Consider the following 21,223-nt stretch of genomic DNA (forward strand, 5'->3'; position numbering starts at 1 on the left):
AACGGAAAATTAGGCCGCAGCGCATAAAGCCGACACCGTCGGGCGCTGCCCCGCACCCGTGCGGATTTGCGGAAGGTAAGTGGAATGGAAGCTGAATTTGTAATCGTCGGGGCGGGGTCTGCGGGCTGCGCCATGGCCTACCGTCTGGCCGAGGCGGGGCGGAAGGTGATCGTCATTGAACATGGCGGCAGCGACGCGGGGCCGTTTATTCAGATGCCCGCGGCACTCAACTATCCGATGAACATGCCGCGCTATGACTGGGGCTATAAATCCGAACCCGAGCCGCATCTGAACGGGCGCGAGTTGGTCTGCCCGCGCGGCAAGGTGATCGGCGGGTCATCCTCGATCAATGGAATGGTCTATGTGCGCGGCCATGCCAAGGATTTCGACCATTGGGAAGAAAGCGGCGCGCAGGGCTGGGGCTATGCCGACGTGCTGCCCTATTACAAACGCATGGAGACCTGGCACGAAAACGGCCATGGCGGCGATGCGGCGTGGCGCGGCACAGACGGCCCGCTGCACGTCAGCCGCGGCCCGCGCGAGAACCCGCTGTTTGACGCTTTCGTACAGGCGGGCTCGCAGGCCGGTTACCAGATGACCGAAGATTACAACGGCGAGAAGCAAGAGGGCTTTGGCCCGATGGAGCAGACGGTCTGGAACGGGCGGCGCTGGTCGGCGGCCAATGCCTACCTGCGGCCTGCACAGAAAACCGGGAATGTGACGCTGATCCGCGCGCTGGCGCAGCGCGTGGTGATCGAAGAGGGCCGCGCCGTGGGGGTCGAGGTCAAGCGCGGCAACCGCACAGAGGTCATCCGTGCGCAGCGCGAGGTGGTGCTGGCCGCGTCATCGATCAACTCGCCGAAACTGCTGATGCTGTCGGGGATCGGTCCGGCGGGTCATCTGGCGCAGCACGGCATCAATGTTGTCGCAGACCGTCCCGGCGTGGGGCAGAACCTACAAGACCATTTGGAGCTCTACATCCAGATGGCCTCCAGCCAGCCGATCACCCTTTATAAGCATTGGAACTTGCTGTCGAAGGCTGTCATCGGCGCGCAGTGGCTCTTTACCAAGACCGGTATGGGCGCCTCTAATCAGTTCGAATCCGCGGCCTTCATCCGCTCGAAGCCCGGCGTGGAATACCCTGATATTCAATACCATTTCCTGCCCATCGCCGTGCGTTACGACGGGCAGGCAGCAGCGGAGGGGCACGGGTTTCAAGCCCATACAGGGCCAATGCGCTCTAAGTCGCGGGGCGACATCACCCTGCGGTCAGCCGACCCGGCAGATGCGCCGAAAATCCGCTTTAACTACATGTCGCATCCCGACGATTGGGAGGAGTTCCGCACCTGCATCCGCCTCACACGTGAGATTTTCGCGCAGGAGGCTTTCAAGCCTTTCGTCAAACATGAGATCCAACCCGGCGACGCGCTGCAATCGGATGCGGAGCTTGACAGTTTCATCGCCGAACATGCGGAAAGCGCCTATCATCCCTGTGGCACCTGCCGCATGGGCGCGGCCGACGATCCGAACGCCGTGGTCGACCCGCAGGCGCGGGTGATTGGGGTTGAAGGGCTGCGGGTGGCCGACAGTTCGATCTTTCCGCGCATCACCAATGGCAACCTTAACGCGCCCTCGATCATGGTGGGGGAAAAGGTCTCGGACCTGCTTTTGGGCCGCGATCCACTGCCTCGGGCGAATGACGAACCTTGGCTGCATCCCAATTGGCAGGTGGCGCAGCGCTGATCATTAACCTGTCTTAATCTCCTCCCTTGAAGCTGACGGGGCAGGGCGTCATACCTGCCCCATGTTAAAGATTTGTTCACTTTTCGCCCTCAGTCTCACGCTGAGTTTCGCAGCAGTATCGGCTGGGGCGCAGACCGTGTCGGGTGTGGTGCGCGTGATCGATGGGGATACCTTCGATCTTGGCGGCACGCGCATCCGCTTGCACGGAATCGACGCGCTTGAGGCAAGCCAGACCTGCGAAACCGATGGCGGGCAGGCTTGGGCCTGCGGTGATTGGACAACGAGAGAGGTGCGCGACAGATACCAAGGGGCCGAAGCGCGCTGTGAAGCGCTGGACCGTGACCGATATGATCGCATCGTCGCCCGCTGCCATGTCGGCGGTGTCGACGTAGGGCAGGCGCTTGTGCAAGAGGGGCTGGCCTTTGCCTATCGCAAATATTCGATGGACTATGATTTGGAGGAAAAGGCAGCCTTTGTCGCTGGGCGTGGCATTCATGGGTTCAAGACCGTCTCTCCGGCCCGCTACCGCGTGACCCGCCGCAGCGGTTCAGAACCGGCCCGGCCTGAGGGGAGCTGCCAGATCAAGGGCAATATCAGCGCCAAAGGGACCAAGATTTACCATATGCCGGGGCAGAATTTCTATAGCCGCACCCGCATTAGTACCCGTAAGGGAGAGCGTTGGTTCTGTTCCGAAGCAGAAGCCCGCGGTGCTGGCTGGCGGCGGGCGCGGCGCTGATCACTCCACCCGGTAGGGCAGGGTATCGCGCAGATGCGGGTCGACGACCAACTGCCGTTCCAGCGGCGGGACGGAGCGTTGGTGGCAATCTCGGCGCTCACAAATGCGGCACGAAATGCCAATTGGTTCAAAGGCATCGCTGCGGGTGACATCCAGCCCATCGGCATAGACGAGTGCCGCCGCATGGCGCACCTCGCACCCCAGTGAGATCGCATAACGCCGCACCGGCGCGCCAAACCGCCCCGCCGGCTTCGAGATGTCCCGCGCCAGACTGATATAGCGCACCCCGTCCGGCGTTTCGGCCAATTGACGCAAGAACCTTCCCGGCGTTTCAAACGCGCGGTGGACATTCCAAAGCGGACAGGCCCCGCCAAAACGCGCGAATTGCAACCGGGTGGCAGAATGGCGCTTGGTGATCGTGCCCGCCTGATCGACCCGCACAAAGAAAAAGGGCACCCCCTTTGCGCCGGGCCGCTGGAGCGTCGAAAGCCTGTGCGCCACCTGCTCAATCGAGGCGCCGAAATGCCCAGCCAGCACCTCCAGATCATGGCGGCAGTCCTGCGCCTTTTGCAGGAATCGCCCATAAGGCAGTAGCGCCGCCCCAGCAAAGTAATTGGCCAACCCGATCTTGGCGATATCCCGGGCGGCGGCGCTGTGGAACCGGGCAAGATCAAGCGTTGCCTCCAGCAGCGCGTCCTGCTGGGTCAGCGCCACTTGGAGCAACATTTGAAAGGTCTGCGTCTCAGGGGCTGCACGGGCCGACAGATGCAGCGTTTTGCGCGCGGGATCATAGGCGCGCAGGCGGTCGTCATCCTCAAAGATCACGGTCACGCCAGCGCGTTCAAGCGCGGTTGCCGCGGTCGCCCGCGTATCGTTACCGCTGCCCGCGCGGGTGGCGAAATGCTCTGCCGCGCGATCGACGGCATCAATGTAATTGTCGCAATAGTGAAAGAAATCCCGCACCTCCTCCCAAGGGGAGGGCATCGCCCGAGCGTCCTCGCGGCCCAAGGCTTCGTCCAGTGAGGCCAGTCGTTCATGCACCTGCCGGTAGCTTTGGTGCAGGGCGAGAAACGCATGGGCCAGACCCGGCGCGTTGGAGGCGGTGAGGCGCAGATCGGCCACCGGGGGTGTCTTTCCGGCGAAGATCGGATCGGCCAGCGCCTCGCGCAGATCGCTCACCAATCGCTCTCCATCTCCGCTGGAAAGCTCGGTCACGTCGAGCCTGAACTCCGACGCCAGTGCCAGTACCACATTGGTACTGACGGGCCGGTTGTTGTTTTCCATTTGGTTGAGATAGGGCAAGGAGACGCCAAGCCGGGCGGCGAAGTCTTTCTGCGTCAGCCCCGCACGGGTGCGGGTCTCTCGCAGTTTTACACCGGCATAGAGTTTCTGGATCGCCATCCGCGCACCTTTGCAAATTTGCATTTCGCGGCAGCGTAGCTTTGCAAACCCCCGCTCGCAAGCCCGAGGCGGGGGTACTGCTAGGTTAAAGCCCCAGGGCTTTCTCGCGCCGGATCACCACCCAGATGGAGGCGACCGAGGCGATGGCGGTCAGCAGCATCAACCACAATAGCGGATAGGCCCCGGTCTCTGGTGTGAGCAGGGCCCCGGCCAGCGCGCTCAGCGCCGCGCCACCGACGATCATAATCGCCCCGCCAAGCCCAGAGGCCGTCCCCGCCAGATGCGGGCGCACCGACAGCATCCCGGCCGTGGCGTTGGGAATGCACAGGCCATTGCCCAGCCCCACCAGCGTCATCAGCCCGAAAAAGCTGAGCGGGGAGCCGTATCCCGCAAGGAATATCAGCAGCGACACCGTGCCGCCCACAGCATTTGAGATGCAGCCCCAGAGCACCAGCGTATTGACGCCGAAACGGGTCGCGGTGCGCGCGGTGATGAAGTTGCCGATGAAATAACCGATCGCGGGCGCGCCGAAATAAAGGCCCAGCACCGCAGGCTCCATCCCGAAAACCACGGTGCCCACGAAAGGCGCGCCGCCAAGATAGGCAAAGAAAGCGCCCGAGCAGAAGCCCGTCGCAAGCGCATAGCCCCAAAACCGTGGCGAGCGGAGCAGTTCGGGGTATTCGCCGAACTGCTGGCCCAGCGATTTGCCACTGGCGCGGGCGGTTTCGCCCAAATCCGCCCAAGCCACCCAGAACACCAGCCCGCCGAGGATCAGCATCGCCCAAAAGGAGGCCTGCCAGCCAAACCCCTGCTCCAACAAGCCGCCCAAGGCCGGGCTGATCATCGGCACCAGCGCCATGCCCATGGTGACATAGCCGATCATGGAGGCCGATTCGTCTTGGGTATAAAGGTCGCGGATCACCGCACGGCTCAGCACCATGCCCGTGGCGATGACGGCCTGCGCCATACGAAAGACGAGGAACACGGCGATGTTCGGAGCGAGCAAGCAACCAACCGTGGCCAGGGAAAAGATGCCCAGCCCCCAAAGCATCACGCGCCGCCGCCCGAGGTTGTCGGATATCGGCCCAATGAAGATTTGCAGTATGCCACTGAAGAACAGGTAAAGCGGCACCGAAAGCTGAATCACCGCGTAATCCGTGCCAAAATGCTCTGCCATCTTCGGCAGGCTGGGCAGAAAGATGTTCATCACCATGGCCGAAAGCCCGGCCAGCAGGATCAGCGTTGAAATATGGGGCGGGGTCGTCCGGTCTAGATACCGGACTTTGGGGATATCGCTCATGCAAATGCAAGTAGTCGCGGGCATGGGAAATGTCCATGTTAACTAGATCGTTTTGCAACTTTTCATTTTGCTTGGGCGCGCCTGTATTGATTTTGCAAATTTGCAAAATTGCTCTTTGGTCAGTTGCGCTCCTCCGATAGACTGGCCGAAATCACAATAGGGGTGCGTCATGAAAGACATTCTCGAACAACTGGAGCGGCGCCGCGAAGATGCGCGTTTGGGCGGCGGACAGGCGCGGATCGATGCGCAGCACGGTCGCGGCAAGCTCACCGCACGGGAGCGTGTCGATCTGCTGCTCGACGAAGGCTCGTTCGAAGAATTCGACATGTTCGTCACCCACCGCTGCACCGATTTTGGCATGCAGGATCAAAAGCCCGCAGGCGATGGCGTGGTCACCGGTTGGGGCACGATCAACGGCCGCCTCGTCTATGTCTTCAGTCAGGATTTCACCGTCTTCGGCGGCTCCCTTTCGGAAACCCACGCTCAGAAAATCTGCAAGATCATGGACATGGCGGTGCAGAACGGCGCGCCCGTGATCGGCATTAACGATTCCGGCGGCGCACGTATCCAAGAAGGCGTGGCAAGCCTCGCGGGCTATGCCGAGGTTTTCCAGCGCAACATCGAAGCCTCCGGCGTGATCCCGCAGATCAGCGTCATCATGGGCCCCTGCGCGGGCGGCGCGGTCTATTCGCCCGCGATGACCGACTTCATCTTCATGGTCAAAGACAGTTCTTACATGTTCGTCACCGGCCCCGATGTGGTGAAAACCGTCACCAACGAAGTCGTCACCGCCGAGGAATTGGGCGGCGCCTCGACCCACACGCGCAAATCCTCTGTCGCCGATGCGGCGTTCGAAAATGACGTAGAGGCGCTGGCCGAAGTACGCCGCCTCGTCGATCTGCTGCCCGCCAACAACCGCGAGAAACCCCCGGTCCGCCCCTTCTTCGACGATCCCAACCGGATCGAACCCTCGCTCGACACGCTGGTGCCGTCGAATGCCAACACCCCCTATGACATGAAGGAACTGATCCTCAAACTGGCGGATGAGGGCGACTTTTACGAAATCCAAGAGGAATTCGCCAAGAACATCATCACCGGTTTCATCCGTCTCGAAGGCCGTACCGTCGGCGTGGTCGCCAACCAGCCGATGGTGCTGGCGGGCTGCCTCGACATTGATAGCTCGCGCAAAGCGGCCCGTTTCGTGCGGTTCTGCGATGCTTTCGAAATCCCGATTCTGACCCTCGTGGACGTGCCCGGCTTCCTGCCCGGCACCGGTCAGGAATTCGGCGGCGTCATCAAACACGGCGCGAAACTGCTCTTCGCCTATGGCGAGGCGACCGTGCCGATGGTCACCGTCATCACGCGCAAAGCCTATGGCGGCGCCTATGACGTGATGGCTTCCAAACACCTGCGTTCGGATTTCAACTACGCATGGCCCACCGCCGAAGTCGCCGTAATGGGGGCCAAAGGCGCTACAGAGATCATCCACCGCAAGGATCTGAAGGATCCCGAAAAGATCGCCAAACACACGAAGGATTACGAAGACCGTTTCGCCAACCCCTTCGTCGCCGCCGAACGCGGTTTCATCGACGAGGTGATCCAGCCCCGCAGCACCCGCAAACGGGTCGCCCGTGCCTTCGCGTCATTGCGCAACAAAAAAGTGCAGACCCCGTGGAAGAAACACGACAACATCCCGCTCTGAGCACCATCATGCAGCTTCATCCTTTCTTAAATACCGATCCCACCGAGGCCGCGCGCGGAACCCTCGGCGGGCTGGGTGGTTTTCCTTGCAAAGGAGGGCCGGATCATGCCGAATTCATCAATCAAGGACGAAGAGACCTACAAGTCCCTGCGCGAGGATGGGGCGAGCAAGGAGAAAGCCGCCCGCATCGCCAATGCGCAGGCCAACGACAGCCAGCATCCCGGCAAGAAGGGGGCAAACAGCCACCCTACGAGGATTGGACCAAGGACGACCTCTACGACCGGGCGCAGGAACTCGGGATCGAGGGGCGTTCGGATATGGACAAGGACGCGCTGATCGACGCTTTGCGCAATCACTAGGCGCTCTGCTGCGCCGAGCTTGCCTGCCAGCTTTGCTGGCGGGGGGCTCGCGTCTCCGGCACGGGCGATTGACGTTCCCTCGGGGCAAGTTATTGACTTGCAAGAGGTTCTTGTCGAGGAATTGGGCGGTGAGACTTGGCTTCGCTTTCGGTTCATTGCGCCGCAGATCGCCAAAGGGCCGGAGGCCATCGCCTATGACCTCGCCGCTCCAGACATGGAGCATCTCTGCGCGGTGGTCGCCCTCCCTTACATGACCGAACATGCGCTTGCGGGGCAGGTGATCGTCGTCTCCCTTGCTGACCGCCCGGTGGAATTCGGCGCGGCCGACCCCGAAGCGACCCAATATTTCGAAGCTTTCCGTGCCCAAGATGACGCTTGCATCTGGGAGGGTTTGTGATGCGCAGGCAAGATCTTGCAAGAATCCGCCGATCCTCCAATTGGAATGATGCTTTGGAGTCACAACGCGACCGATTGCGCTTGCAACCATATCCATTGCTATGTGAATCGCATATGATGCGGTCAAGGAATACCCACGTATCCCTTACCTCAGAACCCGGGCTTGGCCGGCATGTTGTCGCGTCAGGTTCATTTAACATCAATAGGAGATATACATGTCCAAGAGCATCAAGTTGCTGGCAGCTATCGGTTTCGTCGCAGCTGTTTCGGCCTGCGCACAGCAAGAAGAAGAGTTCGTCGTGGTTGAGCCCGAGCCCATCTCGGTCGAGCCCGTCTACACCGGCAAGTACAAATAATGCCGTTGCAGGGCAGGCGTTTGCGCCTGCCCTGATCCCAGCCACCCCTGCAACCGGGAGGGGTGTCTGATGCCCGCCTATATGCTAAAACACCGCGGGTTCCCCGGGCGACTGCCCGGCACCGATTTCCAATTCACAATTCGCCGTCCGAACCCCAAGGGGGTCACGCCCATCACCCGGCGTGAGCGTCGCCCTGACCGCCGCGCGCCTGACCGCCGCGCCGATGCCGCCTTTGTCAAAGCCCTGTGGGAAGCCTTTGGCGAGCATCCTTTCGAGCGTGGCAATCTGGATGCGGGCCGTCTGTCGTGGCTCTTTGGCCGCGAGGTGCTGCCGGCTACCGATCCCTTTGATCCCGCCGATTACGAAGCTTTGCTCGTGCTCGACGTGGCCGCAGCCCGTGCCGCCTTCCCTGAAGCTTTCGAGGGTTGATCGGCATGATGTCGCCCCGCCTCTACGCAGATCAGCACAGCCTTGCCGAAGTCCGGCCGCCTCAAAGGGCGTGCTTGGCGCTGGCGCAGGCTTGGGGCAGGTTTTGCGTGGCTGGCGGCGCGTCTTTTGCTCTTCGTGCCGTCGGACATGAAGACCATACCCCTTCCCCTAACGGGCAGCCGCTGCGCAACCGCGCCGCGCTGCCCGACTTTTCGGCGGGGTGGTTTTCGCGCCACAGGGCAACGGGCCGGAAAATTGACCGGGAACTTGTCAAACGGCAGGGCGTTGGTCGGACAGTAGATAGCAGTGAAGGAACAGGCACATGTCAATTCGTAACATCATTCTCGCGCTTGGCGCGACAGCCGGTCTTGCCGCATGTGGCAACACCATCGGCGAACAGGGTTTGGGCGGCGCAGCCGTGGGCGCAGGTGCGGCAGCCGTCACAGGTGGGTCGCTGGCGCAGGGCGCAGCCATCGGCGCCGCAGCCAACGTCGGTTATTGCCAGCTTAACCCCGGCAAATGTAACTGATCTCGCCCCATTAACCGCTCTGCCTGCCATTGGCGCGGGCAGGGCGGTTTCCCCTCCATCTTTATCTCTACAGGCACCCGCGCAGCTATGGCTGACGCGGCATTTTGCGTGGCCTGTTACCGTCAAAGGAACTGCTGATGTTTGACAAGATCCTCATTGCCAACCGGGGCGAAATCGCCTGCCGCGTGATCAAGACCGCTAAGAAGATGGGTCTGACCACCGTGGCGATCTATTCCGATGCGGATGCGCAGGCGCTGCATGTGGAAATGGCGGATGAGGCCATTCACATCGGCCCGCCCCCGCGAACCAGTCCTATATCGTCATCGACAAGGTGATGGAGGCCGTGAAACAATCCGGCGCGCAGGCGGTCCATCCGGGCTATGGTTTTCTCAGCGAAAACAGCAAGTTTGCCGAGGCGCTTGACGCTGTTGGCGTGGCTTTCGTCGGCCCGCCCGTTGGCGCCATTGAAAAGATGGGCGATAAGATCACCTCCAAAAAGATCGCTCAGGAGGCGGGTGTCTCGACCGTGCCGGGCTATATGGGGCTGATCGAAGACGCCGAGGAGGCCGTGAAAATCTCCAACGAAATCGGCTACCCGGTGATGCTCAAAGCCTCGGCTGGCGGCGGCGGCAAGGGCATGCGGATCGCTTGGAATGATGAAGAGGCCCGCGAGGGTTTCCAGTCGTCCAAGAACGAGGCGGCAAACTCCTTTGGGGATGATCGGATTTTCATCGAGAAATTCGTCACCCAGCCCCGCCACATTGAAATTCAGGTGCTCTGCGACGCGCATGGCAATGGTATCTATCTGGGCGAGCGGGAGTGTTCGATCCAGCGCCGCAACCAAAAGGTCGTCGAAGAGGCACCGAGCCCCTTCCTTGATGAAGAGACCCGCAAAGCCATGGGCGAGCAGGCCGTCGCACTGGCGCAGGCCGTGGGCTACACCAGCGCGGGCACGGTGGAATTCATCGTCGATGGCGACAAGAATTTCTACTTCCTTGAGATGAACACCCGCCTTCAGGTGGAACACCCGGTCACCGAACTGATCACCGGTGTTGATCTGGTCGAGCAGATGATCCGCGTCGCTAATGGCGAGAAACTGTTGATCACCCAAGACGATGTGACTTTGACCGGTTGGGCCATCGAAAACCGGCTCTACGCCGAAGACCCTTACCGTAGTTTCCTGCCGTCCATCGGTCGTCTGACCCGCTACCGCCCGCCGCAGGAAGTGGCCGCCGGGCCGCTGCTGGAGCAAGGCACATGGCAGGGCGATGCACCGAGCGGCGAGATGGCCGTGCGCAACGATACCGGCGTCTTTGAGGGCGGCGAAATCTCGATGTATTACGACCCGATGATCGCCAAGCTTTGCACATGGGCCCCGACCCGCGAAGAGGCGATTGAGAAGATGCGCGTGGCGCTCGACAGTTTCGAGGTTGAGGGCATCGGGCATAACCTGCCGTTTCTCTCTGCCGTGATGGATCACCCGAAATTCGTCTCGGGCGAGATGACCACCGCCTTCATCGCCGAGGAATATCCCGAAGGTTTCGAGGGTGTGACCCTGCCTGAGGGCGAGCTGCGCCGCATCGCTGCGGCCTGCGCTGCGATGCACCGCGTAGGCGAAATTCGCCGCGCGCGTGTCTCGGGCCGGATGGACAACCACGAGCGCAAGGTCGGCAGCGATTGGAACGTAAAGCTGCAGGGCGAGAGTTTCGACGTGGTCACCAAGGCCGATCCCGAAGGGGCGACGGTGGCCTTTGGCGACGGCGGCGAAATGCGCGTCAGCGGCGATTGGACACCGGGCGACCAACTGGCCGAAATGACCGTCGATGGCGCGCCTCTGGTGCTGAAGGTTGGCAAAATCTCTGGCGGCTTCCGTATCCGCACCCGCGGAGCGGATCTGAAAGTCCATGTCCGCACCCCGCGTCAGGCGGAACTGGCGGCCCTCATGCCCGAGAAACTGCCGCCCGACACCTCCAAGATGCTGCTCTGCCCGATGCCGGGTCTGGTGGTGAAACTCGACGTGGAAGTGGGCGATGAGGTCCAAGAGGGCCAAGCGCTCTGCACCATCGAGGCGATGAAAATGGAGAACATCCTGCGCGCCGAGAAGAAGGGCGTGGTGAGCAAGGTCAACGCTGGCGCGGGCGACAGCCTTGCGGTGGACGATGTCATCATGGAGTTCGAATAGGGTGCGATGCGCTGGCGATCAGGGCGGGCAGGGCGCGGGGCATCAACGGATGACGTCGCGCTCCTTTGCCTCTCTGATTTCACGCTGGCGCAGCGGCATCTTGTCGATGCTGCGGGTGATCTCGCGCACGTCCCATGGAAAGGGTTTGCGCAGCTCGATTTGGCCTTCCTTGTCGACCAGCACCAGCATGAAGCCCCGCGGGCGCATCCGCAGCCTCAGAGCACTGCGCGCGGCAGGGTCGGTATCGGTCAGCACGATGACATCACGCAACCGCAACTCTTCCTCGCGGTCGCGGAGGTATTCCATCTGCGCGACATATGCCGGATCGTTCTCGGAATTGGCAAAGACCAGAACGGGCCGCTTTTTCCATTGGAAGGCGCTGAGATCGGCCATATCGGCGGGCAGGAACAGCGGATCCTCCATCGGGGTATCGGCCCCTTGGGCAATCGCTGTGCTGGCGATCAATCCTGCAAAAACTAGTGAGATCAAACGTTTCATCAAGGCTCCTGTCCCTTCAGATATAGGGGGCCTGTACCATTTTGCGAAGGGCAAAGCGCCGCAGGGGGCATTTATCCCCGTGAGGGCGCGCCCCGTGACAATTCAGCCGCCGGTGATGCGCAGGCTTATGCCTGCCGCCCGGCGTTAAGGGAGAAGGACAAGCATATGACATCCGACCAAAAGGACGCCAAGACACGCTGGCAGGAACTGGCCACGGGCGAATTGCGCGGACGCAGCCTTGATGATCTGACGTGGAAGACGTTGGAGGGGATCGACGTACAACCGCTCTATACCGCCGACGACGTGAACGGGCTGGAGCATCTCGGCAGCATTCCCGGCGAAGCGCCATTTACGCGCGGCGTAAAGGCAACGATGTATGCGGGCCGTCCTTGGACGATCCGGCAATATGCGGGTTTTTCGACGGCTGAGGAATCCAACGCCTTTTACCGCCGCGCGCTGGCCGCCGGGCAGCAGGGTGTTTCGGTGGCCTTTGATCTGGCAACGCACCGGGGCTATGACAGCGATCACCCGCGCGTTGAGGGCGATGTCGGCAAGGCCGGTGTGGCCATCGATTCGGTTGAGGATATGAAAATCCTCTTCGACGGCATTCCGCTGGATCAGGTCTCGGTCTCCATGACGATGAACGGCGCAGTGATCCCGATCCTCGCCAATTTCATCGTCGCGGGCGAAGAGCAGGGCCATGACCGTGCCAAGCTCTCGGGGACGATCCAGAATGACATCCTCAAGGAATTCATGGTGCGCAACACCTATGTCTATCCGCCGGAACCGTCGATGCGGATCATCGGGGACATCATCGAATATACCTCGGATCATATGCCGAAGTTCAACTCGATCTCGATCTCGGGCTACCACATGCAAGAGGCGGGCGCGAACCTCGTGCAGGAACTGGCCTTCACCATCGCGGACGGGCGCGAATATGTGCGCACGGCGATTGCGGCGGGCATGGATGTGGACCGTTTTGCACCGCGCCTGAGCTTCTTCTTCGCCATCGGCATGAACTTCTTCATGGAGGCCGCCAAACTGCGCGCCGCGCGTCTACTTTGGTCGCGGGTGATGGAGGAATTCGAGCCGAAAAACCCCAAGTCGTCGATGTTGCGAACTCATTGCCAAACCTCCGGCGTGAGCCTGGCCGAGCAGGACCCCTACAACAACGTCGTGCGCACGGCTTACGAGGCGCTTTCGGCGGTGCTGGGCGGCACCCAGTCGCTGCACACCAACTCACTGGACGAGGCCATTGGCCTGCCCACGGAACACTCCGCCCGTATCGCCCGCAACACCCAGCTGATCTTGCAGGAAGAGACTGGCATCACCAATGTCGTCGACCCGCTGGCAGGCAGCTACTACGTCGAGAAACTGACCGCCGATCTGGCCGAGGCCGCGTGGAAGCTGATCGAAGAAGTCGAGGAGATGGGCGGCATGACCAAGGCCGTGGCCTCTGGCATGCCGAAGCTCAGGATCGAGGAAGCCGCGGCGCAGCGTCAGGCGGGCATCGACCGCGGCACCGAGGTGATCGTCGGCGTGAACAAATACCGCCGCGACAAGGAAGAGCCGATCGACATCTTGGATGTCGACAACGTCAAGGTCCGCGCTGGTCAGGTGGCGCGGCTGGAGCGTATCCGGGCCGAGCGGGACGAGGACGCCTGCACCGCCGCCTTGGCGGAACTGACACGGCGGTCCGCCGAGGGCGGCAACCTGCTCGACGCGGCGGTCGAAGCCGCCCGCGCGCGCGCCACAGTGGGAGAGATCAGCATGGCGATGGAGAAAGAATTCGGGCGGCATCGGGCCGAGGTCAAAACCCTCTCAGGCGTCTATGGCGCGGCCTATGAGGGCGACGCGGGCTTTGCCGATATTCAAAAATCGGTCGATGAGTTCGCCGAGGCCGAGGGCCGCCGCCCGCGCATGCTGGTGGTCAAAATGGGCCAAGACGGGCACGATCGCGGGGCCAAGGTGATCGCCACCGCCTTCGCCGATATCGGCTTTGACGTGGATGTCGGCCCGCTTTTCCAGACCCCTGCCGAAGCGGCGCAGGATGCGGTGGACAACGACGTTCATGTTGTCGGCATCTCTAGCCAAGCGGCGGGGCACAAGACATTGGCACCGCAGCTTATTCAGGCGCTTAAAGATGCGGGGGCCGAGGATATTCTGGTGATCTGTGGCGGGGTCATTCCGCAGCAGGATTACAAGTTTTGGAGGACGCGGGCGTCAAGGCGATCTTTGGCCCGGGGACGAATATCCCGACGGCTGCGCAGGATATCCTCAAGCTGATCCGCGAGACCCGGAAGTGATGCAGGCTGAAACGGGCGCGGTCCAAACGGGCCGCGCGATCCGCCTCGCAGAGCGGCGCGATGCCGCTGCCGTGGCGGGCCTATGGAACGGCATGATCCGCGACAGCCTCTCGACCTTTACCACCGACGAAAAGACGCCAGAGGATATCACCGCACTGATCGCCACCCGCGCCGACGCGTTTTGGGTGGCCGAAGACTCAGGGCAAGTCATGGGTTTTGTCACCTACGGCAGCTTTCGCGGCGGTCCGGGCTACGGCGCGACGGTCGAACATAGCATCGTGCTGGCGGACGCGGCACAGGGGCAGGGACTGGGCCGCGGCCTGATGACGCGGGCGGTCGAGGCGGCAGCGGCGCAGGGCCATCACGTCATGGTTGCCGCGATCAGCAGCGCCAATCCGGGTGCTGTGACTTTCCATGAAAAACTGGGCTTTGCGCAGGTGGGCCGGATGCCCGAAGTCGGGCGCAAACACGGGCAATGGCTTGATCTGATCTTGATGCAAAAAACCCTGTCAGCATCCTGACTTCCCCGGTGCCAGCGGTTAAGCTGGGGGCCGAATACCAAAGGGTCAGCCCATGTCGATCTGGACGCGCATCTCCGAAGCTTTGTCAGCCCTCACCGCGGGCGAGGGGCTGTCGGCTGTCTTTGACCGTCTGCGCAGCCCGCCTGAACGCTCGGTCGCCTTTACCATCGCAGTCATCGCCTTGGGCGCGAAGATGGCCAAGGCCGATGGGCTGGTGACCCGCGACGAGGTGACGGCCTTTCGCGAGGTCTTCCAAATTGCCGAAGGGGATCAGGACGGAGCGGCGCGGGTCTTTAACCTTGCGCGGCAGGATGTCACCGGGTTTGAGGAATACGCCAAACGCATCGCCAGCATGTTCAACGACCAGCCCGAGATGCTGCATGATCTGATGGAGGGGTTGTTTCACATAGCCATGGCCGATGGCGTCTATCACCCGAACGAAAACGCCTTTCTCGAAGATGTGGCTGCGATCTTTGGCATGGGAGAGGAGGCTTTTGCCTCGCTCAAAGCGCGGTTCGTGCCCGACAGCTCGCCCCTGCCGCGCACGGTTCTGGGCATCGGCCCCCATGCCACGCTCGAAGAAGCCCGCAAGGCGTGGCGGCGGCTGGTACGCGAAAACCATCCTGATGCCTTGGTGGCGCGCGGCTTGCCACAGGAGGCCATCAAGATGGCCGAGAAACGCATGATCGACATCAACCGCGCGTGGGAAACGATCTCGGGCAAACACGCTTGATGCGCATCGCGACCTACAATGTTGAGTGGTTCGCGAGCCTTTTTGACGATGACAATCAGCTCTACGACGACGGTGAATGGTCTTCGCGCTATCAGGTGACCCGTGCGCAGCAGACGGCTGCTTTGGGGCTGGTTTTCGGCGCGCTGGATGCCGATGCGGTGATGGTGATTGAGGCGCCGAACCACGGGCGGCGGCAGTCCACCGTGGCAGCGTTAAAGCATTTCGCCGCGCGGTTTTCCCTCCGCGCGCGGGAGGCCGTCATGGGGTTTTCCAACGATACAGAGCAAGAGATTGCACTGCTTTATGACCCCGATAAGCTCACCGCCCGCCACACGCCGCAGTCGGCAGCAGGTGCTCCGCGCTTTGACCAGACGTTGCGGATTGATCTTGACGTAGACGCGACTGAGGATGCCGTGGTCTTCTCCAAACCGCCGCTTGAGTTGGAGGTGACCACGAAGACCGGCTTTGCCTTTCAGGTGATCGGCGCGCATCTCAAATCCAAAGCGCCCCATGGGGCCAAGTCGGAGGCCGATGTGCTGCGCATCGCCATCGCCAATAGGCGCAAGCAATTGGCTCAGGCGATCTGGCTCAGGCGGCGGATTGATGCGCATTTGGCGGCAGATCGGCCCGTGATGGTGATGGGTGATTTGAACGACGGGCCGGGGCTGGATGAGTTCGAGAGCCTGTTTGGGCGGTCTTCGGTCGAGATTGTGCTGGGGGAGGGGGCGGCAGCGCTCTTTGACCCGCATGCCAAACAGGCGCTTAGCCGACGGTTAGGGGCCGCGCCTACCAGCGCGCGGTTTTGGATCGCACCAGAGGAACGTTACCTTCAGGCGCTGTTGGATTACATCATGGTCAGCCCGCAAATCTGTGCCCGCGATGCCCGCTGGCGGATTTGGCACCCGATGGATGACCCCGCTTGCTGGCAAAATGTGGCCCTGCGCGATGCGCTTCTTGCGGCGTCGGATCACTTTCCGGTCACGCTGGATGTCGACCTTTAGGCGGGCTTGTGCCCGTGCATCGGCAGAAGACTAGAAATCCCGAACGCGCCGCCTACATCAATTGCATGACACGTTTCATGCCCCTTATCGCCCTTTGCACGATGCTGCCGCTTGCGGCCCACGCACAAGAGGACACCGAAGAACGCGGCCTCGGCTTGATGGAGCGCGGCGCGCAGATGTTCATGGACGGGATCATGGATGAAATGGGCCCGGTCATGGAGGGTTTCGAAGGCTTTAGCGAAGCCATGCGCCCCGCCCTGCGCGATTTTGCGCGCGAGATGGGGCCGAAGCTGACGGAACTGCTGGATGAGGTCGAGGACTGGAGCGCATACCAAGCGCCCGAGATGCAGCCCAACGGCGATATCATCATTCGCCGCAAGCCGGATCATCCGATGGTGCCACCAGACACGCCGACAGAGCCTGCCCCCAGATCGACCTGTAACCCGGGCTATTTCGGAGGGCGCTTGCCGGTGCGCACATGGACTTCGGCGTCAAGCGATTTGGCGAGCGAGTTCAGTCGGGCCTCTGCGACCTCACCGAAGAGCGGCACCATGTCGGGGGTGAGCCACAGTTCCAACTGCTTTTTCTTGGGGAACCAGCGCAATTCGCCGCGCTGTTCGCCCTTGTCCATCCAGAGCATCGCACCAAAGCGCATGGCCTTGCCAAGGATCTCGGCCTCCAGACGGGTCTTTTCGTCGACCATCTCATAAAGGTCTTCGAACCGGGTGTTTTCGCGTTTGTTGGAATAACGGTGCAGCAGCGCCAGCCCCAGATAAATCCGCTCCGCGTGTTTGAGCCCGCCAAGGTTGGCGCGGGTGGCGTTGTCAAAACAGGTCTCGGCCCGGTAGTCGGGATGCGCGCGCCAGCTGACATCATGCAGGAGGCAGGCCGCTTTGACCAACCGCCTGCGCGCATGCGGGGCAGAGCGGTAGAGCGGCAGGATGAAGTTATAGAGCACCTTACCAAAGCCGGGCATCCGCGCGTCTTTGGCTTCGGCGAAATAGCAGGCCTCGATCAGCGGATCACGGTCGCGCAGGCGTTGCGGCATCTGCTCATAGAGCATGCCTTCGCGGATGCCGTAGCTGGAAATGGCGATGTCTTTGGGGCGGAAGGTTTTGACCAGACGGCTTAGCACCTCGGCGGCGTAGGGCACCAATGACATCCGGCTCGACGACACGCCGCAGGCGCTGCGCAACTCTTCCAAATCAGAGGTTTGGATGAACTTCACCGTCTCCCGGACCGAGGTCACGGTCATGCGGTATTCATGCAGAACATGCAGCGGATAGCCCCGGCGGTACATGTCGATCCGCGCGATAGCGCGCCATGAGCCGCCCACAAGGAACAGCCGGTCGCGCTGGTTGCCCATCTTTTCCTGAAGGCCGGTGATGACCTCTTTGATATGGGCGTGCCGCCCCTTGGCACCGCCCTTGAGATCGCGCAATTTCAGCGGCCCGAGTTGCGAGGTCACCCGCCGCCCGACACGCCCACCGGAGATTTCTGCCAGTTCCATCGACGAGCCGCCGATGTCGCAGACAAGGCCGTATGCGCCAGGCCAGCCCAGCAGCACCCCTTGGGCCGAAAGCCGGGCCTCTTCCTCGCCGTCGATCACCCAGATGCGCAGGCCGGTTTCGCGCAGCACATCGGCGCAGAACTCGCGCCCATCGCTGGCATCGCGCACCGCTGCGGTGGCAACGACCGTGAGTTCCGACAGGCCCATGCCATCGGCAAGCTTGCTGAACCGCCGCAGCGCCGAGAGGGCACGGGCGCGGCCTTCGGGCGACAAGTGGCCCGTCTCAGACATGCCAGCACCAAGGGCACACATAATCTTTTCGTTATAGAAATAGGCCGGAGAGCGGGCCGCGCCGTCGAACACCACAAGGCGGACAGAGTTCGAGCCCACATCCACCACGCCCACCCGCGCCAGCGCGCGCGCACCCGGTTCCTGAAACAACGGTTTCGCGAAAAGGCCCAGTTCCGCCACGCCGGTCTCAGGGACGGGGGCGGCTCGGGAAGGGTCGGTCTGGTCTGCCATCAATGCTCCTGCGGGCCATCCGTTTGAAGGGATAATTGGCGCAGGGGCGCGGTGAGGTCAATTGCTAACGGACCTCTCCATAGGTCAATCCTCGGTATGGGTCAGCTTGGGCACATCCGACGCCCCCGCGCTGCCGCGCCCCGAGAGCGAGGGGTTTTCCATAAAGAAGCGGTGGCAGTTAAACGCGAACGTCCCCTCCGGCACGGCGGGCCGGGTGAATTTGCCATCCGGCCCCATGACCCAGCTTTGCGCCACGTCAGCCAGATTGGCGGCCATGATCTGGCTGGTGATCTGTGCCTTGACGGTCGGGTTCTCGATCTCAACCAAAGTCTCGACCCGGCGGTTGAGGTTGCGGCCCATCCAGTCAGCGGAAGACATGAAAACCCGCGCTTTTTTATGCGGCAGCCCGTGGCCGTTGCCGACACAGACAATGCGGCTGTGTTCCAGAAAACGGCCAATGATGGATTTGACGCGAATGTTGTCCGACAGCCCCTTAACGCCGGGGCGCAGCCCGCAGATGCCGCGAATGACAAGGCTGATCTCCACCCCCGCTTGGCTGGCATCATAAAGCGCGTCGATCACCTCGGCGTCGATCAGGGCGTTCATCTTGGCCCAGATTACGGCGGGGCGTCCGGCGCGGGCATGGTCAGCCTCGGTGGCGATCATCTCAAGCAGGCGCGGCTTGAGCGTGGTGGGGGAAATGGCGAGGTTTTCCAACTGCTCTGGCGGGGCATAGCCTGAGAGGAAGTTGAAGACTTTCGTGGCATCGCGCCCAAGGCTCGAGTCGCAGGTGAAAAGCGACAGATCCGTATAGATCCGCGCGGTGATCGGGTGGTAGTTGCCGGTGCCGTAGTGGGTATAGGTCACCAGTTGATCGCCTTCGCGGCGTACCACGGTCGAGATCTTGGCGTGGGTCTTGAGGTCGAGAAAGCCATAGACCACATGCGCGCCCGCGCGTTCCAAGCGGCGTGACTGGCGGATATTGGCGGCCTCATCAAAGCGGGCTTTCAGTTCAACCAAGGCGGTGACGGATTTACCATCCTCGGCAGCCTCGCAGAGCGCGCTGACAATCGGGCTGTCGCGCGAGGTGCGGTAGAGCGTCTGTTTGATCGCCACCACGTCGGGATCCCGCGCCGCTTGGGCAAGGAAGCGCACCACCATATCAAAGGTCTCATAGGGGTGGTGCAGCAGCATGTCCTTTTGCCGGATCGCGGCGAACATATCGCCATCGTGGTCGCTGACGCGCTCGGGCACGCGCGGGGTGAACTGCGGCCACAGAAGGTCGGGCCGGGCGTCGGTCACCAGTTTCGACAGATCGGCGATGCCGAGCATGCCTTCGATTTCGATCACGTCTTGGGGCCGCACGCAAAGTTCGCGCATGACGACGGATTTCAGCTTTTCCGGGGCGCCCGCGGAATGGGTCAGCCGCACGACTTCACCGCGGCGGCGGCGTTTCAGGGCGACTTCGAACTCGCGCACGAGGTCTTCGGCCTCGTCTTCGACCTCAAGATCGCTATCGCGCAGCACGCGGAATTCGAAATGCGCCTTGAGTTTGTAGCCCGGAAAGAGGTTGGGGATGTTGATGATCAGCAGGTCTTCGAGCGGCAGGTAGCGCAGGCAGCCGTCGGGCGCGGGCAGGGGTACGAAGCGGTCGATCTGGCCGGGGATCGGCAGCAGCGCTTGCAGGGGGCGTTTGTCGCGGCTGCGTTCCAGTTGCAGCGCCAGCGCATAGCCGGTGTTGGGGATGAAGGGGAAGGGATGTGCCGGATCAATCGCCAGCGGCGACAGCACGGCGAAGACTTGGTTAAGAAAGACCCCTTCGAGATGTTTGTGGTCCGCCTCGGTCAGGTCGGCGGCGCGTTCCAGCATGATGTTCTGCGCGTCCATCTCGGTCATGAGGTCAACCAGCACACGCTGTTGGGACATCATCAGGTTGCGGGCGTCTTCGTTGATCAGCACCAATTGCTCACCGGGGCTCAGCCCATCGGCGGCGGCGGTGGTATTGCCCGCTTGGGCCAGTTCGCGCAGCCCCGCGACCCGCACGGTATAGAACTCATCCAGATTGGTGGCTGAAATCGACAGAAAGCGCAGCCGTTCCAGCAGCGGCACGCGCGGGTTCTCTGCCTCTTCCAGCACCCGCCAGTTGAAGTCGAGCCAGCTTAGCTCACGGTTAAAGAAACGGCCCGGCCCGGCGGTATCAAGCTCGGGCAGATCGGTGGCGGGCGGAAAGGGCGCTTGCAGGAAATCAGCTTGGGTCATGCGGGCCTCATGACATTGGAATGTAACGGGTTTGCGAAGGCTTGCGTTAATTATTCCAGTATCACGCGCGGGGCGGGGCGATGTCCAGCACCTGCGCGGCCAGTGCGCGGGTCAACGGGCGCTTCTGCGCAAGGCTGGCGGCATCCAGCCGGTCGACCAGCGCGATGGCAGCGGCAAAGGAACGATCCATCCGGGTCATCAGGTAGTTGATCAGTTCCGGTTTCGGCGTCAACTGCCGGTCGGCCAGCAGCTTGACCAGCAGGGCCGAGAGCAGCGCGTCATCGGGTGCTTCCATTTCGACCATCGTGGCGCCGCGCATCCGGCTGACCAGATCGGGCAGCGTCAGCCCCCAATGGGCCACCGGCCCCGTGCCGGTGAGCAAAAGCGCCTGCCCCTCGGCCAGCACGAGGTTGTGCAAGTGAAAGAGCGCCGTTTGCGCCGCCGCGTCCCCGGCGATCAGATGGACATCTTCGACGGCGAGGGGGCCGCGGGCGAGGGCGGGAATGTCGGCCTCCAGCAGGTCGGCGGCACTGATGATGCGGGCGCCCGACAGGTCCGCCCAAACATGCGTCAGATGCGTCTTGCCCGACCCTTGCGGCCCGGTCAGCGCCAGCTTGCCGCCCGCCCAACCGCGCCAGCCGTCGATCATCGCCATCGCCATGGCGTTGGAGGGGCGACAAAAAAGCATCGCGGCCCAGAGCCGTCCGGCTGGGCAGGTTCAACCCGAGTTGATGGGCCAT

General features: G+C 62.1%; 16 protein-coding genes and 4 pseudogenes. 13 read left to right on the forward strand and 7 right to left on the reverse strand.

What is annotated here, in order from left to right; translation table 11 throughout:
• Positions 1–84 precede the first annotated feature (84 nt).
• Together betA and ACFQAU_RS12315 are read left to right on the forward strand one after the other, a co-directional pair.
• Positions 85–1,743: a choline dehydrogenase gene (gene betA, locus ACFQAU_RS12310; RefSeq protein ID WP_132445218.1), complete on the forward strand. Its 1,659-nt coding sequence runs from the start codon at positions 85–87 to the stop codon at positions 1,741–1,743.
• A 61-nt stretch (positions 1,744–1,804) separates the two neighbouring features.
• A complete protein-coding gene (locus ACFQAU_RS12315) occupies positions 1,805–2,479 on the forward strand; it encodes a thermonuclease family protein (protein WP_132445216.1) in 675 nt (224 codons plus the stop codon).
• Here the strand turns inward: ACFQAU_RS12315 and ACFQAU_RS12320 are convergent, their stop codons facing one another.
• Positions 2,480–3,880, reverse strand: coding sequence for a helix-turn-helix domain-containing protein (locus ACFQAU_RS12320; protein ID WP_132445214.1), 1,401 nt, complete (start codon positions 3,878–3,880; stop codon positions 2,480–2,482).
• An 85-nt stretch (positions 3,881–3,965) separates the two neighbouring features.
• Positions 3,966–5,180 (reverse strand): multidrug effflux MFS transporter, encoded by a 1,215-nt coding sequence (locus tag ACFQAU_RS12325; RefSeq protein ID WP_132445252.1) that lies wholly within the window; start codon positions 5,178–5,180, stop codon positions 3,966–3,968.
• A gap of 169 nt (positions 5,181–5,349) precedes the next feature.
• On the opposite strand from ACFQAU_RS12325, the gene ACFQAU_RS12330 reads away from it, so the two are divergent.
• The 7 genes and pseudogenes from ACFQAU_RS12330 (at position 5,350) to ACFQAU_RS12360 (ending at position 11,133) form a co-directional block, all read left to right on the forward strand.
• A complete protein-coding gene (locus ACFQAU_RS12330; protein ID WP_120351544.1) occupies positions 5,350–6,882 on the forward strand; it encodes an acyl-CoA carboxylase subunit beta in 1,533 nt (510 codons plus the stop codon).
• A gap of 105 nt (positions 6,883–6,987) precedes the next feature.
• Positions 6,988–7,241: pseudogene (locus ACFQAU_RS12335) on the forward strand (DUF7218 family protein).
• A gap of 19 nt (positions 7,242–7,260) precedes the next feature.
• Positions 7,261–7,638, forward strand: a complete 378-nt coding sequence (locus ACFQAU_RS12340) for a DUF6497 family protein (protein WP_386282544.1) — start codon at positions 7,261–7,263, stop codon at positions 7,636–7,638.
• A 214-nt stretch (positions 7,639–7,852) separates the two neighbouring features.
• On the forward strand, positions 7,853–7,993 hold the full coding sequence (locus ACFQAU_RS12345) for a hypothetical protein (RefSeq protein WP_162931863.1): 141 nt from the start codon (positions 7,853–7,855) through the stop codon (positions 7,991–7,993).
• Between the two features lie 81 nt (positions 7,994–8,074).
• A complete protein-coding gene (locus tag ACFQAU_RS12350; protein ID WP_067941107.1) occupies positions 8,075–8,422 on the forward strand; it encodes a hypothetical protein in 348 nt (115 codons plus the stop codon).
• 322 nt (positions 8,423–8,744) lie between these two features.
• Entirely contained in the window at positions 8,745–8,951 is a 207-nt protein-coding gene (locus ACFQAU_RS12355; protein WP_067630227.1) for a hypothetical protein, read from the forward strand.
• Between the two features lie 137 nt (positions 8,952–9,088).
• A pseudogene (locus ACFQAU_RS12360) lies at positions 9,089–11,133 on the forward strand (acetyl-CoA carboxylase biotin carboxylase subunit).
• A 42-nt stretch (positions 11,134–11,175) separates the two neighbouring features.
• Here ACFQAU_RS12360 and ACFQAU_RS12365 read toward each other — a convergent pair.
• Positions 11,176–11,631 carry a DUF4174 domain-containing protein gene (locus ACFQAU_RS12365; protein ID WP_120351541.1) on the reverse strand — a complete coding sequence of 152 codons (456 nt, stop codon included), beginning with the start codon at positions 11,629–11,631 and terminating at the stop codon, positions 11,176–11,178.
• A 165-nt stretch (positions 11,632–11,796) separates the two neighbouring features.
• Between ACFQAU_RS12365 and scpA the strand changes: the two are divergent.
• The 4 genes and pseudogenes from scpA (at position 11,797) to ACFQAU_RS12385 (ending at position 16,192) form a co-directional block, all read left to right on the forward strand.
• A pseudogene (gene scpA, locus ACFQAU_RS12370) lies at positions 11,797–13,937 on the forward strand (methylmalonyl-CoA mutase).
• Positions 13,937–14,458 carry a GNAT family N-acetyltransferase gene (locus ACFQAU_RS12375; protein ID WP_132445210.1) on the forward strand — a complete coding sequence of 174 codons (522 nt, stop codon included), beginning with the start codon at positions 13,937–13,939 and terminating at the stop codon, positions 14,456–14,458. The pseudogene scpA and the gene ACFQAU_RS12375 overlap by 1 nt, the downstream one beginning before the upstream one ends.
• Positions 14,459–14,510: 52 nt before the next feature.
• Entirely contained in the window at positions 14,511–15,191 is a 681-nt protein-coding gene (locus tag ACFQAU_RS12380; protein ID WP_120351538.1) for a molecular chaperone DjiA, read from the forward strand.
• Positions 15,191–16,192: an endonuclease/exonuclease/phosphatase family protein gene (locus tag ACFQAU_RS12385; RefSeq protein ID WP_132445208.1), complete on the forward strand. Its 1,002-nt coding sequence runs from the start codon at positions 15,191–15,193 to the stop codon at positions 16,190–16,192. The genes ACFQAU_RS12380 and ACFQAU_RS12385 overlap by 1 nt, the downstream gene beginning before the upstream one ends.
• Here ACFQAU_RS12385 and ACFQAU_RS12390 read toward each other — a convergent pair.
• The 4 genes and pseudogenes from ACFQAU_RS12390 to ACFQAU_RS12405 all read right to left on the reverse strand — a co-directional run bounded on the left by ACFQAU_RS12390 (position 16,189) and on the right by ACFQAU_RS12405 (position 21,223).
• Entirely contained in the window at positions 16,189–16,581 is a 393-nt protein-coding gene (locus tag ACFQAU_RS12390) for a hypothetical protein (RefSeq protein ID WP_386282553.1), read from the reverse strand. The genes ACFQAU_RS12385 and ACFQAU_RS12390 overlap by 4 nt on opposite strands.
• A 59-nt stretch (positions 16,582–16,640) precedes the next feature.
• Complete coding sequence (locus ACFQAU_RS12395) at positions 16,641–18,224, reverse strand: Ppx/GppA family phosphatase (RefSeq protein WP_132445206.1); 1,584 nt, start codon at positions 18,222–18,224, stop codon at positions 16,641–16,643.
• 84 nt (positions 18,225–18,308) lie between these two features.
• Entirely contained in the window at positions 18,309–20,483 is a 2,175-nt protein-coding gene (locus ACFQAU_RS12400) for an RNA degradosome polyphosphate kinase (RefSeq protein ID WP_067626891.1), read from the reverse strand.
• Positions 20,484–20,544: 61 nt separating this feature from the next.
• Positions 20,545–21,223: pseudogene (locus ACFQAU_RS12405) on the reverse strand (HdaA/DnaA family protein).

Origin of the sequence: Sulfitobacter profundi (assembly GCF_042661425.1) — a bacterium.
Classification (GTDB): domain Bacteria; phylum Pseudomonadota; class Alphaproteobacteria; order Rhodobacterales; family Rhodobacteraceae; genus Sulfitobacter; species Sulfitobacter profundi.

Coding starts and splice junctions, on each gene's coding strand:
- betA (WP_132445218.1), top strand. CDS start 85: ATGGAAGCTGAATTTGTAATCGTCGGGGCGGGGTCTGCGGGCTGCGCC.
- ACFQAU_RS12315 (WP_132445216.1), top strand. CDS start 1,805: ATGTTAAAGATTTGTTCACTTTTCGCCCTCAGTCTCACGCTGAGTTTC.
- ACFQAU_RS12320 (WP_132445214.1), bottom strand. CDS start 3,880: ATGGCGATCCAGAAACTCTATGCCGGTGTAAAACTGCGAGAGACCCGC.
- ACFQAU_RS12325 (WP_132445252.1), bottom strand. CDS start 5,180: ATGAGCGATATCCCCAAAGTCCGGTATCTAGACCGGACGACCCCGCCC.
- ACFQAU_RS12330 (WP_120351544.1), top strand. CDS start 5,350: ATGAAAGACATTCTCGAACAACTGGAGCGGCGCCGCGAAGATGCGCGT.
- ACFQAU_RS12345 (WP_162931863.1), top strand. CDS start 7,853: ATGTCCAAGAGCATCAAGTTGCTGGCAGCTATCGGTTTCGTCGCAGCT.
- ACFQAU_RS12350 (WP_067941107.1), top strand. CDS start 8,075: ATGCTAAAACACCGCGGGTTCCCCGGGCGACTGCCCGGCACCGATTTC.
- ACFQAU_RS12355 (WP_067630227.1), top strand. CDS start 8,745: ATGTCAATTCGTAACATCATTCTCGCGCTTGGCGCGACAGCCGGTCTT.
- ACFQAU_RS12365 (WP_120351541.1), bottom strand. CDS start 11,631: ATGAAACGTTTGATCTCACTAGTTTTTGCAGGATTGATCGCCAGCACA.
- ACFQAU_RS12375 (WP_132445210.1), top strand. CDS start 13,937: ATGCAGGCTGAAACGGGCGCGGTCCAAACGGGCCGCGCGATCCGCCTC.
- ACFQAU_RS12380 (WP_120351538.1), top strand. CDS start 14,511: ATGTCGATCTGGACGCGCATCTCCGAAGCTTTGTCAGCCCTCACCGCG.
- ACFQAU_RS12385 (WP_132445208.1), top strand. CDS start 15,191: ATGCGCATCGCGACCTACAATGTTGAGTGGTTCGCGAGCCTTTTTGAC.
- ACFQAU_RS12390 (WP_386282553.1), bottom strand. CDS start 16,581: ATGATCCGGCTTGCGGCGAATGATGATATCGCCGTTGGGCTGCATCTC.
- ACFQAU_RS12395 (WP_132445206.1), bottom strand. CDS start 18,224: ATGGCAGACCAGACCGACCCTTCCCGAGCCGCCCCCGTCCCTGAGACC.
- ACFQAU_RS12400 (WP_067626891.1), bottom strand. CDS start 20,483: ATGACCCAAGCTGATTTCCTGCAAGCGCCCTTTCCGCCCGCCACCGAT.